Genomic DNA, 14,102 nt, shown 5'->3' with positions numbered 1-14,102 from the left:
GGCCCGCATGGAGATGCGCGCCCTCGCCCAGCAGATCGATGCGATCTCGCTCCGCTACGCCGAGGTCTACGGCTTCGAGCGCGACGCGGACTGGCTCGTGCTCAAGCTGCAGGAGGAGGTCGGCGAGGTCGTGCAGGCATGGCTCGCGAAGACCGGGCGGCAGCGCGACAAGGGCCACAGCCCCGAGGAGATCGATCGCCGCTTCGCGCTCGAGCTCGCGGATGCGGTGGGCATGCTGCTCGCGCTCGCGGAGGCCACGGGCGTCGACATCGAGCAGGCGATCGACGAGAAGTGGCTCGTCTGGGACCGCCGCGTGTCGCAGCGGGCCGGCGAGCACGACGCGCCCCAGCAGGACTGAGGCGGCACGGGTTAGCCTCGGGGGCATGACGCAGACCGCCATCATCGTCGGTGCAGGACTCGGCGGGCTCGCCGCCGCCCGCGGCCTCGAGGCCGCCGGCTGGCAGGTGCGGGTGCTCGAGGCGGCCGAGCGGCCACGCACGACAGGTGCGGGCATCGCCATCGCGAGCAACGGCCTCGAGGCGCTCGACGAGCTCGGCGTCGGCGACGAGGTGCGCGACCGCGCCGTGCGCTCGATGCCCGAGGGCGTCTTCACCGATCAGGGCTCGCCGCTGCAGCAGGGCTCGACCTTCGACTCGAGCGCGCTGCACGCGCTGCACCGCTCGACCCTGCTCGACATCGTCGGCGGTGGCCGCGAGGTCGAGACCGGCATGCGCGTCGTGGGGGTGACGGATGCGTCGTCCGGCGCCCGCCCGTCGGTCACGATCGAGCACGGCGCGGCCGACCCCGATGCCACCGACGCGAGGCTCGAGCGGCAGCAGCGGCAGGACCGCGCGCGCGGCATCCGCCTCGGCCGCCGGCTCCAGCGGGCCCTCGAGCCCGGCGACGACCCCATCGACCGGCGCGCCGAGCGCCGCGCCACCAAGCAGCAGGTGCGCGAGTCGCGCGAGTCGCGCTTCGAGACGATCGAGGCCGACCTCGTGATCGGCGCCGACGGCATCGACTCCGCCGTGCGGAAGGCGCTCTGGCCGAAGGCGGCGACCGACTACTCGGGCGCCACCTGCTGGTACGGCGTCGTGCAGGCGGAGGCCGACTCGCCGAGCGGGATGCGGCAGTACGTCGGCAGCGGCGCCGAGTTCGGCATGGTGCCGATCGACGGCGGCCGCGTCTACTGGTGGGGCATGGCGCACGCCCGGATGGGACGCACGTCGCGCGACGAGCTCGAGGCGGCGCGCGAGCGGTTCGACACGTGGGCGCCCGAGGTGCGCGACCACATCGCCGCCACGCCGCAGGCCTCGGTGATGCGACGCGACCTGCACTGGCTCCCCACGCCCCTGAAGTCGTTCCACCGGCCCGGCGTGGTGCTGCTCGGCGACGCCGCGCACGCGATGCTGCCGACGTTCGGCCAGGGCGGCAGCCTCACCCTCGAGGACGCCGCGACGCTCGGCATCCTGCTGCAGGACCACCCGCTCGAGCAGGCCCTGCGCGCCTACGACAGCGAGCGCATCCGCCGCACCGACCGCTTCAAGCAGCTCTCGCACCGCCTCGCGCGCGTCACGACCGAGACGCGCAGCTCGGTGCTCGTCGCCGCGCGCAACGGCGCCTACAACCTGCTGCCGACCACGCTCGCCGAGATCGCCGGCGACTGGATGCTGCACTGGCGCAGCCCGCGCGCCAAGCGCTGACGCGACCCCTGACGCGACCCCTGGTGCCGCCGGGCGCGCGGCTGGACAATGAGCCATGGCCGACGGAGGCACTGCAGCAGCGCCGGAGTCCGACGCGGCCCTCGGGCGCCGCGCGCAGATCCTCGCCACCGAGCACTGGGGTCTGCTCGCCGCGCGCGGCACGGCGCAGAGCGAGGTGCTCACCCGCATCACGATCTTCCTGACGCTCGTCTCGGCGGGGCTCGTGACGATGGGCCTGCTCGGCCAGGTGTCGCGCTTCTCGGGCTGGTTCTCGCCCGCGATGCTCGCGATCCTGGCGTTCCTCTGCGTCATCGGGCTCATGACGCAGCTGCGGGTCGTCAACGTCGCCGAGGAGGAGATGATGTACGTCGTCGCGATGAACCGGCTGCGCGGCGCCTACGTCGACCTCGACCCGCACGTGCGCGAGGTCTTCCTCGCGGCGGTCACCGACGACGAGGCCGGCATGGAGCGCACCTACTCGTTCCTGCGGCGCCGCAGCGTCTTCAGCCACCTGTTCGGCAGCTCGCCCGTGCTCATCATGGTGGTGAACGCGTGCGTCTACGGGCTGCTGGCCGGCGCGCTCGTCGACGTCGTTGCGGAGGTCGGATGGGCCGTGGCGGCCGGCGTCGTCGTCGGGCTCGTGTGGGCCCTCGTCTCGATGCGCTCGGGCTACGCGCACTACCGGGACACCTGGCGCGACTACACGCCTCGGCGCTCGAGCGGCGCGGTCGCATACAGGGATGGGTAGTTCTCCCCATCGACGGCTCCTAGGGAGCGCGCGTACGGTGAACGCACGGCCCGGCTGGGGCCCCGCGAGGGGAAATTCGGGCCATGACAGGGTCTCGGCGCTGCGGCGACGGGATGCAGAGGGAGCCCAGTCTTTTCTGGAGGGGCAGATGCGCGGCGCGCTGTGAGGCGGCCGTCCGATACGGGGCTCGACCATCGGTCGGGCCCCGTTCTCCGTCCCCGGCGCCGATCGCGCTCCTAGCGCTCGGCCGCGGCGAGCTCGGCGAGCAGCAGCGGGAAGACGTGCTCGCGGTTGAGCGGCGCCTCCGCCTCGTCCTCGACGCCGATCGCGGGCACGATCCACCGCACCGCCTCGATCTCGGCCTGCGCCCTCGGCTCGATCGCATCGCGCGTGCGGAAGACGCTCGCGCGCAGGGCGAAGCCGGCCTCATTGGCGGCGCGCGTCTCGAAGTCGCCCATCGGCTCGATGCGCTCGAGCGCGATCTCGACGCCCAGCTCCTCCCGCACCTCGCGCACGGCGCACTCGGCCGCGGTCTCGCCGGGCTCGGGCTTGCCGCCGGGCAGCATCCAGGCGCTGGTGCCGCGCTTCCGCACCGTGAGCACGGCGCCGTCGGCGCGCTCGAAGCAGATCGCCGAGACGGTGATGACGCGCATGCGACCAGGCTAGGCCGCGCCGAGCCCGGCCGGGCGGAGCCCTCAGCCCGCGTTGCGGGTGATGAGCTTCGAGAGCACGATCGCCGAGCGGGTGTGGTCGACGGTCGCGGCGGCGCGCACCTTCTCGAGCGCCTCCTCGAGGGCGATGACGTCGCGCGCGCGCATGATCACGATCGCGTCGGCCTCGCCCGTGACGGTGCCGGCCTCGACGATCTCGGGCACGCCCGAGAGGATGCGCTTGAGGTCGCTGGGCGAGACGGTGCCGCGGCAGAAGAGCTCCACGTAGGCTTCGGTGGCGAGGCCCTCGACGGCCGGGTCGACCTGCACGGTGAAGCCGCGGATCACGCCGTCGGCGACGAGCTTGTCGATGCGGCGCTTGACGGCGGAGGCGGAGAGGCCGACCTCGGCGCCGATGTCGGCGTAGCCGGCCCGGGCGTTGAGGCGCAGCTGATCGATGATGCCGTGGTCGATCCGATCCATATGCAGGATTCTACGGTCACGATCGGCCAGATCGCAAGAAACATGCGTGCTGACCCCCACTGATGCGTCGATTGTTTGCGACCCTGGATGACATGCAGCATGAGATGACCCACGCGCGCCCCGAGACCGCGACCCCCTCCGACGCGTCCCGCACGGCCGTCCAGAAGACCGTGCTGATGTGCCGTCCGGCGCACTTCGACGTCACCTACCGCATCAACCCCTGGATGGATCCCGACCAGCCCACGAGCACCGACCTCGCCGTCGCGCAGTGGCAGACGCTCGTCGACGCCTACGACCGCCTCGGCTTCGAGGTGCACCAGATCGAGCCCGTCGAGGGCCTCAACGACATGGTCTACGCGGCCAACGGCGGGCTCACGCTCGACGGGAAGGCCTACGGCGCGCTGTTCACCTACGAGCAGCGGGTGCCCGAGGGCCCCGCCTACATGCGCTGGTTCGCCGAGCAGGGCTTCGAGGTGCACGAGCCGAAGCACATCAACGAGGGCGAGGGCGACTTCCTGCTCTCCAACGGCACGATCCTCGCCGGCCACGGCTTCCGCACGAGCCTCGAGTCGCACGACGAGGTGCGCGGCATCTTCGACCGCGAGGTCGTGAGCCTGCGCCTCGTCGACCCGGCGTTCTACCACCTCGACACGGCGATGGCCATCCTCGACGAGACGAGCATCGCCTACCTGCCGAGCGCCTTCGACGACGCCAGCAGGGCCGAGCTCGAGCGCCGCTACCCCGACGCCATCCTCGTCGACGAGGCCGACGCATCCGTGCTGGGCCTCAACTCGTTCGGCGACGGCCGCACCATGGTGATCGCCGAGCGCGCCGAGGGCTTCGCGCGCCAGCTCGCCGAGCGCGGCTACGAGACGATCGGCCTCGACCTGAGCGAGCTGCTGCGCGGCGGCGGCGGGATCAAGTGCTGCACCCTGGAGCTGCGACGATGACGGAGGCGACGATGACGACGGAGACGACGACGGATGCGGCGACGGGCACGGCCCTGTCGGCCGCGACCGAGCGGGCGATCGAGCAGGTCGAGGCGCACGCCGCGCACAACTACCACCCGCTCCCGGTCGTCGTGGAGACGGCGGAGGGCGCGTGGGTGACCGACGTCGACGGCCGCCGCTACCTCGACTGCCTCGCCGCCTACTCGGCGGTGAACTTCGGCCACGGCAACCGCCGCCTGCTCGACGCCGCGCACGCGCAGCTCGACCGCGTCACGCTCACGAGCCGCGCGTTCCACTCCGCGGCGCTCGGGCCGTTCGTCGAGGCGCTCGCCGCGCTCGCCGGCAAGGACATGGTGCTGCCGATGAACACGGGCGCCGAGGCGGTCGAGTCGGGCATCAAGGTGGCCCGCCGCTGGGCGTACCAGGTGAAGGGCGTGCCCGCGGGTCAGGCCGAGATCATCGTGATGGAGGGCAACTTCCACGGCCGCACCACGACGATCGTGTCGTTCTCCGACGACCCGGAGGCGACGACCGGCTACGCGCCGTTCACGCCCGGCTTCGTGCGGGTGCCGTTCGGCGACGCGGAGGCGCTCGAGGCCGCGATCACGCCGAACACGGCCGCGGTGCTGCTCGAGCCCATCCAGGGCGAGGCGGGCATCAACGTGCCGCCGGCCGGCTACCTGCAGCGCGTGCGCGAGATCACCGCGCGCGAGCGCGTGCTCATGATCGCCGACGAGATCCAGTCGGGGCTCGGCCGCACGGGCGCGACGTTCCAGTGCGACAACGAGGGCGTCGTGCCGGACGTCTACCTGCTCGGCAAGGCGCTCGGCGGCGGCGTGGTGCCGGTGTCGGCCGTGGTCGCCGACGAGGACGTGCTGGGCGTCCTCACCCCGGGCTCGCACGGCTCGACCTTCGGCGGCAACCCGCTCGCGGCGGCCGTCGGCCTCGAGGTCGTGCGGATGCTCGGCGAGGGCGAGATGCAGGCGCGGGCCCGCGAGCTCGGCGCCCGCCTGCACGCGGGCCTCGGCGAGCTCGTCGGCCACGGGGTCACCGCGGTGCGCGGCGTGGGGCTCTGGGCCGGGATCGACATCGATCCGGCCGTCGGCACCGCCCGCCAGGTGTGCCTGCGGCTGCTCGAGCGCGGCATCCTCGCGAAGGACACCCACGGCCAGACGGTGCGCCTCGCGCCGCCGATCGTCATCGAGGAGCGCGACCTCGACATGCTCGTCGACGCGTTTCGCGAGGCCGTCGGGGCGTAGCGCCGACGACCGAGCGGGTCGAGGAGCCGGCCCTCCCGGCCGGCGTCGCGAGACCAAGAGGCCGTCGGGGCGTAGCGCCGACGACCGAGCGGGTCGAGGAGCCGGCCCTCCCGGCCGGCGTCGCGAGACCAAGAGGCCGTCGGGGCGTAGCCCCGGCGACCGAGCGCGCTACGGCTCCGGCGTCGACTGCATCGGGTCGAGCGCCACGCTCTCGCCGTGCACCGGCCGCTCGAGGTCGGGCTGCGCCTCGTCGCCCATCACCGAGGTGCCGTCGGAGAGCGTCGTCGAGATGAGGCCGAAGACGTTGCCGTCGGGGTCTGCGAGGTACGCGAGCCTCCCGACCTGCGGCATGTCGGTCGGCGGCAGCGCGCCGGTGCCGCCGAGCTCGAGGCCCCGCGCGTAGGTCGTGTCGGCGTCGTCGACGGCGACGACGAGGTTGGCGCCGTTGACCGGCGACCCGGGCGCGGGCGCCGGCCCCTCCCGCTGCGTGAGCCCGCCGTTGATGCCGCTGCCGGGCTCCGTGAGCGAGCGCGAGCCCTCGCCGGTCGCGATCGTCCAGTACGGCACCTCGCCGAACCGCTCGAAGCGCCAGTCGAGCAGCTGCGAGTAGAAGTCGATGAGCCGCTGCGGCTCGCTGGCGTGGATCTCGAAGTGCACGACGAGGCTGCTCATGGCCGCGACGGTACGCCGGGCCGCGCACAGGCGCCAGGGGCAGGATGGGCCGATGCGCACCCGCTACCGCTTCGACCACGCCTGGCACCTCGACACGGGGGCGGATGCGGTGCTCGCGCTGCTCGAGGACGTCCCGGGCTACGGGCGCTGGTGGCCCGGGGTGCGCGTGCTCGACGCCGCGCCGGCGGCCCGGGCCCGCGCCGCCGACCTCGAGGTGCGCGCGCCGGCCGGGTACCGCATCCGCATCTCCATCGCCGAGGAGGCGCGCGCCGACGACGAGCTGCGGGCGAGCATCCGCGGCGACCTCGACGGCTGGAGCGCCTGGCGCGTGCGCCCCGAGGGTGTGGGCACCAGGGTGGCCTTCGCCCAGGAGGTCGATGCGCGGAAGCCCCTGCTGCGCCTCGCGAGCCCGGTGCTGCACCGGGTGCTCGCCGCGCAGCACGCGACCGTCATGCGGCGCGCCGAGCAGGGCATGCGCGCCGCGCTCGAACTGGACTGACGGGCGATCCGGCGTAGGCTCGCGGGGTGGCTGACAGCATCCTCCTCGGGCGCGCGCCCCGACCGACCGACGGCGCCCAGCTCGCCAAGCGCATCCGCACCCTCGTGATCGCGGCGGAGCCGGCGGGCATCGCGTGCACCTCCGGCATCGAGGCCGAGCTCGACGGCGCCGACGTCGTGCGGCTGCACCTCGACCTCACGGGCTTCGTGCTCGCGGGCGAGCACGACCGCGACCGCGTGCGGCTCGAGCCGCAGGGGGCGACCGTCGCGCGCGAGCCGGCCGTGCTGCGCGACCTGCGCGTGCACGCCGACCCGATGCGCGTCTCGGGCGCCGAGGTGACGCTCGAGGCGAGCCTCGCCGACGTGCCCTTCGCCTGGATCGAGACCGACAACCGCGAGCTCGCGGTCGAGCTCGGGCGGCCGAGCGCCGCCCGGCCGCTGCACGGGCACGCGCGCGTCTCGGTGCCGAAGGAGCAGCTGGGCCGCGCCGTGCTGGGGCTCGCCGAGTCGGCGCTCGCCGAGCGGGGCATCTCGGTGTCGCGGCTCGACATCGACGTCGAGGCGACGGGGCCGCGCGACCTGCGGCTGACGCTCGACGGCAAGGTGCGGAAGGGGCTGCTCGGCGCCTCGGTGCGCGGCTCGGCGAGCGCCTCGATCGACGACCGCATGGGCGTGACGCTGACCGACATCCACGTCGACAGCGGCAACCCGCTCGTCGCGGCGATGCTGAGCGCCGCCCGCGGCCGCATCGAGCGGTTCGAGGGGCGGCGCATCGACCTCGCCTCGGAGCTGCCGGAGGGCATCCGCGTCGACGACGTGCAGGTGACCGTCACCGACGCGGTGACGATCGAGGCGCGGCTGGCCTGAGCACGGCGCCCGGCCGGCGGTCGCCGCCTCAGGCGTCGACGAGCTGGCCGGCCGATCGCGTCGCGGGCGCGATGCGGAACCCCGCATCGGCGAGCCGCCGCTCGGTCTCGACGGAGTCGATCCAGTCGAGCGCGGGGAACTCGCCGAGCGGCACGACCGAGTGCAGCACCGTCGTCGGGTAGACGTGCACGAGGTTGAAGGCGCGCGCCCCGTCGCGGCCGCGGGTGCCGCCGACCGGCACGTTGAGGTCCTGCGTGTAGCAGGTGGCGGATGCGACCGAGACGGGGATGCCGGCGAAGGTCGCCGTCGAGGAGTAGTGCAGGTGCCCCGCGAGGATCGCGCGCACATCGGAGCCGGCGAGCACCTCGGCGAGGTTGGCCTGATCGCGCAGCTCGACCGACACGGCGAGGTCGAGCACGCTCGGCACCGGCGGGTGGTGCATCGCGAGGATCGTGCCGTGCGGCGCGCGCGTCGCGAGCACCTCGGCGAGCCACGCGCGCTGCGCGGGGGAGACGGCGCCGTGGTGGAAGCCCGGCACGGTGGAGTCGAGGGTGATGATGCGGAGGCCGTCGAGCTCGACGACCGAGTCGACGGGCGCGTCGGAGGCGGGCTCGTCGAGCAGCTCGGCGCGGAACGCGCGCCGGTCGTCGTGGTTGCCCATCACCCACACGACGCGCGCGCCGAGGTCGGCCGCGACGGGGTCGACGATCGCGCGGAGCCGCCGGTAGGCGTCCGGCTCGCCGTGATCGGCGAGGTCGCCGGTGAAGACGATCGCGTCGGGACGGGCGCCGGATGCCTCGAACTCGGCGAAGAGCCGCCGCAGGTGCTGCTCGCTCGGCACCCGGCCGTAGAGGCTGCCGCCGCCGGCGAGCAGGTGCGTGTCGGAGATGTGGAGGAGGAAGTGGTCCGGCCGGGGGTGCTCGGCCGTGCGGTGTGTCACGGGTCGTCCCATCCGATCTCTCGGTTCGTGCGCAGCGTCGGGCACTGCTGGAACGCTAGCCCAGCACGTGCCCGAGAACGTGGCGTGAACGCGGCGTGTATGCAGGTCGAACGGCGCCCGATGGGGCCAGGGGCCCCGGCAGTACCATGGAGGCGTCCCCCAGAGGCAGGAGCCCTTCCAGACGTGAGCAGCGAGCGAGAGCACGGCCCCGGTGCCGCGAGCGCGTTCTCGCGCTCCGACCCCCACGCAGAGCCCGGCATCCGCGTCTCCGACGCGCCCGAGCTCGTGCTCGTGCCCTCGGGCGGGCGCTTCGGCCGGTTCGACCGCGACGACGTGGTGGTGCGCAAGGGCCGGTACGCGCTCGCGAACGGCCACAGCACGCCGCACGAGTCGATGGTCGAGGACCTCCTCGCGCTCGGCGCGGCGCTCGACGCGGCCGACATCCCGTTCCTGCTCGTGCGCGACGACGACGGCCGGCCGATCGTCGCCGTCGACCGCGCGCGACGCAAGCAGCTCGCGGCGGTGCTCGCGGGCGCCTTCGCCGACGAGCCCTTCTACGCCGAGGCGATCGCGCCAGCGAAGGCTGCGCACCACGGTCCCGTGCTGCTCGCCGACGGCCGCCTCGCCGGGCACCGCAAGGCATCCGCGATGCGCGTGTACCGGCCGCGCGTCGAGCCCGCCGGGCGCCTGCGGTACGGGCGCGAGACCGCCGTGCAGCTCGAGCTGTGGCGCTTCGGCGACGACACGATCGTGGCGCCGCTGCCCAACGCCGTCATGCGCGCGACGATGCCGCGCCACGAGGCGATCGACGCCACCGTGGTGCGCTACGGCCGCGAGTGGCAGACGATCCAGGACATGTGGGAGCCGCTCGCGAGCGACGTCACCTTCGACATCGACATCGTCTTCTCCTGGGTCGACGGATCGAGCGACGACTTCCAGCGCGAGCGGGCGAAGCGGATGCAGGCGTACGTCGTGGGGGAGGGCGACGACTCCGAGGCGCGCTTCCGGCAGATCGACGAGCTGAAGTACGCGCTGCGCTCGGTGCACATGTACGCGCCGTGGATCCGCCGCATCTTCATCGCCACCGACTCGCCGGCGCCGGCGTGGCTCGCCGAGCACCCGCGGGTGACGCTCGTGCCGGCCGAGGCGATGTTCGCCGACCCGTCGGTGCTGCCGACCCACAACTCGCACGCGGTCGAGGCGCAGCTGCACCGCATCGAGGGCCTGAGCGAGCACTTCCTGTACTCCAACGACGACATGTTCTTCGGGCGCGCGCTCAAGCCCGACCTGTTCTTCTCGCCCGGCGGCATCACGAAGTTCGTCGAGGCGACCACCCGCATCGGGCTGGGGGAGACCCACCCGGAGCGCTCGGGCCACGACAACGCGGCGCGCTCGAACCGCCGGCTCCTGCGGGAGCGCTTCGGCGCGGTGACGACGCGGCATCTCGAGCACTGCGCGGCGCCGCTGCGCCGCAGCGTCATGGCCGAGCTCGAGGCGGAGTTCCCCGAGGACTTCCGGCGCACGACGGCCGCGCGCTTCCGCTCGGCGACCGACATCTCGGTGACGAACTCGCTGTACCACTACTACGCGCTCGTGACGGGCCGGGCGGTGCAGCAGACCGCCGCGAAGGTGCAGTACATCGAGACGACGCTGCGGAAGGCGCTGCCGGCCATGGAGCGGCTGCTGCGCAAGCGCGACCAGGACATGTTCTGCCTCAACGACGGCTCGTTCCCCGAGATCTCGGTGGAGGAGCGCACCCGCGCGGTGCGCGAGTTCCTCGAGCACTACTTCCCGATCCCGGCGCCGTGGGAGCGCGATCGTCCCGTCGAGGCCGCGGAGCCCCGCACCCTCTCGCTCTAGCCGAGCGGCGCGATCGGCGCCGCGACAAGACGAGTCGCCACGCGACGGCGAACCATCCGACCTTCGCTCGTCTACATGGAGCGCCGCCCTCCGACTCGACGGGCGAGAGCCGCGCGCGCCGGCGGCATGGATGCGCGAACATCCGATCTCTGGCACGCTAGAGCGCGGATCGAAGGAGCTCGCACATGATCAGCGCCACCCTCGGGGTCGACGTCGGCACGTCCAGCACGAAGGGCGTGCTCGTCGACGGATCGGGCGCCGTGCTCGCGACCGCCGTCCGCGAGCACACCGTCGACCGGCCTGCACCCGGCCACGTCGAGATGGATGCCGAGCGGTGGTGGAGCGAGCTCGTCTCGATCGTGCGCGAGCTGCTCGCCGCGGTGCCCGACGCCGAGCCGGTCGCGGTGGGCGTGAGCGGCATGGGCCCGTGCGTCGCGCTGCTCGACGGCGCCGGCGCGCCCGTGCGCCCGGCCATCCTCTACGGCGTCGACTCGCGGGCCGGCGAGCAGATCGAGCGCATCACCGCCGAGCTCGGCGCCGAGGCGATCATCGCCCTCGGCGGCAGCGCCCTGACCTCGCAGGCCGCGGGGCCGAAGATCGCCTGGATCCGCGAGCACGAGCCCGAGGCCTACGCGCGGGCCGAGTCGCTCGCCATGCCCGCGTCGTTCCTCGCGCTCCGCCTCACGGGCGAGCTGCTGCTCGACCACCACTCGGCGAGCCAGTGCTGGCCGCTCTACGACCTCGACGCCGCGACCTGGGACGACCGCGCGTGGGAGGCCGTCGCCCCCGGCATCGCCCAGCCGCGGCTCGCGCTGCCGGCCGAGGCCGCCGGGGTCGTCACGGCCGAGGCGGCGTGCGAGACGGGCCTCCCCGAGGGCATCCCCGTCGCGCTCGGCACGATCGACGCCTGGACCGAGGCGGTCAGCGCGGGCGCCACCCGCAGCGGCGACCTCATGCTCATGTACGGGACGACGATGTTCCTCATCGCGACGACGGATGCGCGGCCGAGCGCCCCGGGCATGTGGACGACGCGGGGCGTCGGCGCCGGCTCCTACTCGCTCGCCGGCGGCATGGCCACCTCCGGCGCGATCACGACCTGGATCCGCGACCTCGTCGCCGGGAGCGACTACGCGACGCTCACGCGCGAGGCGGCCGAGAGCGGGCTCGGTGCGCGCGGCCTGCTGATGCTGCCGTACTTCGCCGGCGAGCGCACGCCCGTGCAGGATCCGGACGCCCGGGGCGTCGTCGTCGGCCTCAGCCTCGAGACGATCGCCGGCGACCTGTACCGCGCCGCGCTCGAGGCCACCGCCTTCGGCGTGCGCCACAACATCGAGGTCATGCGCGAGGCCGGCACGCGCATCGAGCGGGTCGTCGCGATCGGCGGCGGCACGACCGGCGGCCTCTGGACCCAGATCGTCTCGGACGTCACGGGCCTGCCCCAGGTGCTGCCGAGCGTGACCGTGGGGGCCAGCTTCGGTGCCGCGTTCCTCGCCGCAGGCCTCGTCGGTACGCCCGAGATCGACGAATGGAACCCGCCGTCGCACATCGTCGAGCCCGACCCGGGCCGGCACGCGGCATACGGCCGCCTGTACGGCCTGTACCGCGACCTCTACCCCGCCACCCGCGACATCGCCCACGCACTCATCGACTCGCGTCGCACCGACGCCCACTGAGAGGACCGACATGACCACCGCCTACGCCATCCCCGAGCGCCGCACCTGGCCGGAGGCCGCGCCCACCACCGTCTACACCGTCGCCTCCGGCGACCTGCGGCTCGCCGCCAACACCACGTGCTGGCCCGCGCAGCAGGCGTTCGAGGAGCAGGTGCGGGAGGCGTTCGCCGCGCACGGCTGGGAGACCGAGCGCGCCCACGGCGTCGACCCCGAGACGGGGCACGGCTTCATCGACTCGCAGGCGCGGGGCATCGAGGTCTTCCGGTCGGTGCCGAAGGACGCGCCGGTCGTGGTCGTCGACGCCGTCTGGCAGTACAGCCACCACGTGCTCGCAGGGCTCCGCGCCCACCGCGGGCCCATCCTCATCGTCGCCAACTGGGAGGGTCAGTACCCCGGGCTCGTGGGCCTGCTCAACCTGACGGCGAGCCTCACGAAGGCCGAGATCGAGCACTCGATCCTGTGGAGCCGCGACTTCACCGATGAGTGGGCGCGCACGAAGCTCGGCGAGTGGCTCGAGACCGGCAGCATCGAGCACGACACGTCGCACGTGCGCGACCTCGGCGCCGTCCCCGACAGCGACGAGGCGCGCCTCGGCACCGCGCTGGCCGAGCAGCTGCGCGACGACCACGCGGTCATCGGCATCTTCGACGAGGGCTGCATGGGCATGTACAACGCCATCATCGACGACGAGATGCTGAACCCCACCGGCATCTACAAGGAGCGCCTCTCGCAGAGCGCGCTGCTCGCCGAGATGGCGCTCGTGCCCGACGCCGAGGCCGAGGCCGCGCTGACCTGGCTCGAGCAGGCTGGGCTGACCTTCCACTGGGGCCAGGACGACGCGACCGAGCTCACGCGCGAGCAGGTGCTCAGCCAGATGCGCATGTACATCGCGGCGCTCCGCATCGGCGACGACTACGGCGTCGACGCGATCGGCATCCAGTACCAGCAGGGCCTCAAGGACCAGTGCGCCGCCTCCGACCTCGCGGAGGGCCTCCTCAACAACGTCGAGCGCCCGCCGGTGCGCTCGCGCGACGGCGAGCGCGAGCTCTGGGCCGGGGCGCCGCTGCCGCACTTCAACGAGGTCGACGAGGGCGTGGCGGTGGATGCGCTCGTCACCAACCGGGTCTGGACCGCGATGGGCTTCGACCCGGCCACGACGCTGCACGACATCCGCTGGGGCGAGGAGTACGACGGCGAGTTCGTCTGGGTCTTCGAGATCTCGGGGTCGGTGCCCGCGAGCCACAACGGCGGCTACGACCGCTCGTACTCGATGCGCCAGGTGCCGATGTTCTTCCCGAAGGGCGGAGGCACGCTCTCGGGCGTCTCGAAGCCGGGCGAGATCGTCTGGTCGCGGGTGTTCGTCATGGACGGCGCGCTGCACGCCGACATCGGCCGCGCGCACGTGGTCGAGCTCCCCGAGGAGGAGACCCAGCGCCGGCTCGACTCGACCGACCACCAGTGGCCGATCATGCACGCCGTGCTGCACGGCGTGAGCCGCGACCAGCTGATGGCCCGGCACAAGTCGAACCACATCCAGGTGGCGTACGCGCCCGACGCCGAGGCGGCCGACCGCGCCCTCGCGGCGAAGGCCGCCATGTTCGCGGGCATGGGGCTCGAGGTGCACCTCTGCGGCGACGTCGCGCTCTGAGCCGGCACAGCGCCACGTCGCCGGAGGCGGCCGGTCGGATGTCTTCCGACCGGCCGTTCCGCGCCGACGGCGATGCCGCGCGGCGGGACGCCGTGATCGAACCGTTATCCGCTCGTGATGGAGCGGAAGTAGCGCGACGGCGCAGCGTTAG

At 73.3% G+C, this 14,102-nt stretch carries 14 protein-coding genes; 10 read left to right on the top strand and 4 right to left on the bottom strand.

Features of this window, described 5'->3' with window-relative positions; genetic code table 11:
* Window positions 1–7 precede the first annotated feature (7 nt).
* Genes FQ330_RS01030 through FQ330_RS01020 form a run of 3 tightly spaced genes read left to right on the top strand, consistent with a single transcriptional unit; the run spans window position 8 to window position 2,451 of the window.
* Window positions 8–358: a nucleoside triphosphate pyrophosphohydrolase family protein gene (locus tag FQ330_RS01030; RefSeq protein WP_205649614.1), complete on the top strand. Its 351-nt coding sequence runs from the start codon at window positions 8–10 to the stop codon at window positions 356–358.
* Between the two features lie 25 nt (window positions 359–383).
* Window positions 384–1,703, top strand: a complete 1,320-nt coding sequence (locus FQ330_RS01025) for an FAD-dependent monooxygenase (RefSeq protein WP_192575795.1) — start codon at window positions 384–386, stop codon at window positions 1,701–1,703.
* Window positions 1,704–1,758: 55 nt separating this feature from the next.
* A complete protein-coding gene (locus FQ330_RS01020) occupies window positions 1,759–2,451 on the top strand; it encodes a hypothetical protein (RefSeq protein ID WP_146354503.1) in 693 nt (230 codons plus the stop codon).
* Between the two features lie 236 nt (window positions 2,452–2,687).
* Here FQ330_RS01020 and FQ330_RS01015 read toward each other — a convergent pair whose 3' ends face one another.
* Together FQ330_RS01015 and FQ330_RS01010 are read right to left on the bottom strand one after the other, a co-directional pair.
* Window positions 2,688–3,104 (bottom strand): NUDIX hydrolase, encoded by a 417-nt coding sequence (locus FQ330_RS01015; protein ID WP_128189094.1) that lies wholly within the window; start codon window positions 3,102–3,104, stop codon window positions 2,688–2,690.
* A gap of 42 nt (window positions 3,105–3,146) precedes the next feature.
* Window positions 3,147–3,584 (bottom strand): Lrp/AsnC family transcriptional regulator, encoded by a 438-nt coding sequence (locus FQ330_RS01010; RefSeq protein WP_128189093.1) that lies wholly within the window; start codon window positions 3,582–3,584, stop codon window positions 3,147–3,149.
* Window positions 3,585–3,676: 92 nt separating this feature from the next.
* On the opposite strand from FQ330_RS01010, the gene ddaH reads away from it, so the two are divergent.
* Together ddaH and rocD are read left to right on the top strand one after the other, a co-directional pair.
* On the top strand, window positions 3,677–4,534 hold the full coding sequence (gene ddaH, locus FQ330_RS01005; RefSeq protein WP_225792625.1) for a dimethylargininase: 858 nt from the start codon (window positions 3,677–3,679) through the stop codon (window positions 4,532–4,534).
* An 11-nt stretch (window positions 4,535–4,545) separates the two neighbouring features.
* Window positions 4,546–5,793 carry an ornithine--oxo-acid transaminase gene (gene rocD, locus FQ330_RS01000; RefSeq protein ID WP_225792624.1) on the top strand — a complete coding sequence of 416 codons (1,248 nt, stop codon included), beginning with the start codon at window positions 4,546–4,548 and terminating at the stop codon, window positions 5,791–5,793.
* A 168-nt stretch (window positions 5,794–5,961) separates the two neighbouring features.
* Here the strand turns inward: rocD and FQ330_RS00995 are convergent, their stop codons facing one another.
* Window positions 5,962–6,465, bottom strand: coding sequence for a VOC family protein (locus tag FQ330_RS00995; RefSeq protein WP_146354499.1), 504 nt, complete (start codon window positions 6,463–6,465; stop codon window positions 5,962–5,964).
* A gap of 52 nt (window positions 6,466–6,517) precedes the next feature.
* Between FQ330_RS00995 and FQ330_RS00990 the strand changes: the two genes are divergently transcribed.
* Together FQ330_RS00990 and FQ330_RS00985 are read left to right on the top strand one after the other, a co-directional pair.
* Window positions 6,518–6,964 (top strand): SRPBCC family protein, encoded by a 447-nt coding sequence (locus FQ330_RS00990; protein ID WP_146354497.1) that lies wholly within the window; start codon window positions 6,518–6,520, stop codon window positions 6,962–6,964.
* Window positions 6,965–6,990: 26 nt separating this feature from the next.
* Window positions 6,991–7,830, top strand: coding sequence for an LmeA family phospholipid-binding protein (locus tag FQ330_RS00985; protein WP_146354495.1), 840 nt, complete (start codon window positions 6,991–6,993; stop codon window positions 7,828–7,830).
* Between the two features lie 28 nt (window positions 7,831–7,858).
* Here FQ330_RS00985 and FQ330_RS00980 read toward each other — a convergent pair whose 3' ends face one another.
* On the bottom strand, window positions 7,859–8,770 hold the full coding sequence (locus FQ330_RS00980; RefSeq protein ID WP_225792623.1) for a phosphodiesterase: 912 nt from the start codon (window positions 8,768–8,770) through the stop codon (window positions 7,859–7,861).
* A 183-nt stretch (window positions 8,771–8,953) separates the two neighbouring features.
* On the opposite strand from FQ330_RS00980, the gene FQ330_RS00975 reads away from it, so the two are divergent.
* The 3 genes from FQ330_RS00975 (at window position 8,954) to FQ330_RS00965 (ending at window position 13,951) form a co-directional block, all read left to right on the top strand.
* On the top strand, window positions 8,954–10,630 hold the full coding sequence (locus FQ330_RS00975; protein WP_404799824.1) for a stealth family protein: 1,677 nt from the start codon (window positions 8,954–8,956) through the stop codon (window positions 10,628–10,630).
* 185 nt (window positions 10,631–10,815) lie between these two features.
* The gene (locus FQ330_RS00970) at window positions 10,816–12,303 is read left to right on the top strand and encodes an FGGY-family carbohydrate kinase (RefSeq protein ID WP_146354491.1); all 1,488 of its coding nucleotides are present in this window, start codon (window positions 10,816–10,818) and stop codon (window positions 12,301–12,303) included.
* Window positions 12,304–12,313: 10 nt separating this feature from the next.
* Window positions 12,314–13,951, top strand: coding sequence for a fucose isomerase (locus FQ330_RS00965; RefSeq protein ID WP_146354489.1), 1,638 nt, complete (start codon window positions 12,314–12,316; stop codon window positions 13,949–13,951).
* Window positions 13,952–14,102 lie beyond the last annotated feature (151 nt).

This window comes from Agrococcus sediminis, assembly GCF_007923295.1.
In the GTDB taxonomy this organism is placed as follows: domain Bacteria; phylum Actinomycetota; class Actinomycetes; order Actinomycetales; family Microbacteriaceae; genus Agrococcus; species Agrococcus sediminis.
Note: the sequence above shows the minus strand (reverse complement) of the source record. Positions and strands in the feature narration are given on the sequence as shown.

Coding starts and splice junctions, on each gene's coding strand:
- FQ330_RS01030 (WP_205649614.1), top strand. CDS start 8: ATGGAGATGCGCGCCCTCGCCCAGCAGATCGATGCGATCTCGCTCCGC.
- FQ330_RS01025 (WP_192575795.1), top strand. CDS start 384: ATGACGCAGACCGCCATCATCGTCGGTGCAGGACTCGGCGGGCTCGCC.
- FQ330_RS01020 (WP_146354503.1), top strand. CDS start 1,759: ATGGCCGACGGAGGCACTGCAGCAGCGCCGGAGTCCGACGCGGCCCTC.
- FQ330_RS01015 (WP_128189094.1), bottom strand. CDS start 3,104: ATGCGCGTCATCACCGTCTCGGCGATCTGCTTCGAGCGCGCCGACGGC.
- FQ330_RS01010 (WP_128189093.1), bottom strand. CDS start 3,584: ATGGATCGGATCGACCACGGCATCATCGATCAGCTGCGCCTCAACGCC.
- ddaH (WP_225792625.1), top strand. CDS start 3,677: ATGCAGCATGAGATGACCCACGCGCGCCCCGAGACCGCGACCCCCTCC.
- rocD (WP_225792624.1), top strand. CDS start 4,546: ATGACGACGGAGACGACGACGGATGCGGCGACGGGCACGGCCCTGTCG.
- FQ330_RS00995 (WP_146354499.1), bottom strand. CDS start 6,465: ATGAGCAGCCTCGTCGTGCACTTCGAGATCCACGCCAGCGAGCCGCAG.
- FQ330_RS00990 (WP_146354497.1), top strand. CDS start 6,518: ATGCGCACCCGCTACCGCTTCGACCACGCCTGGCACCTCGACACGGGG.
- FQ330_RS00970 (WP_146354491.1), top strand. CDS start 10,816: ATGATCAGCGCCACCCTCGGGGTCGACGTCGGCACGTCCAGCACGAAG.
- FQ330_RS00965 (WP_146354489.1), top strand. CDS start 12,314: ATGACCACCGCCTACGCCATCCCCGAGCGCCGCACCTGGCCGGAGGCC.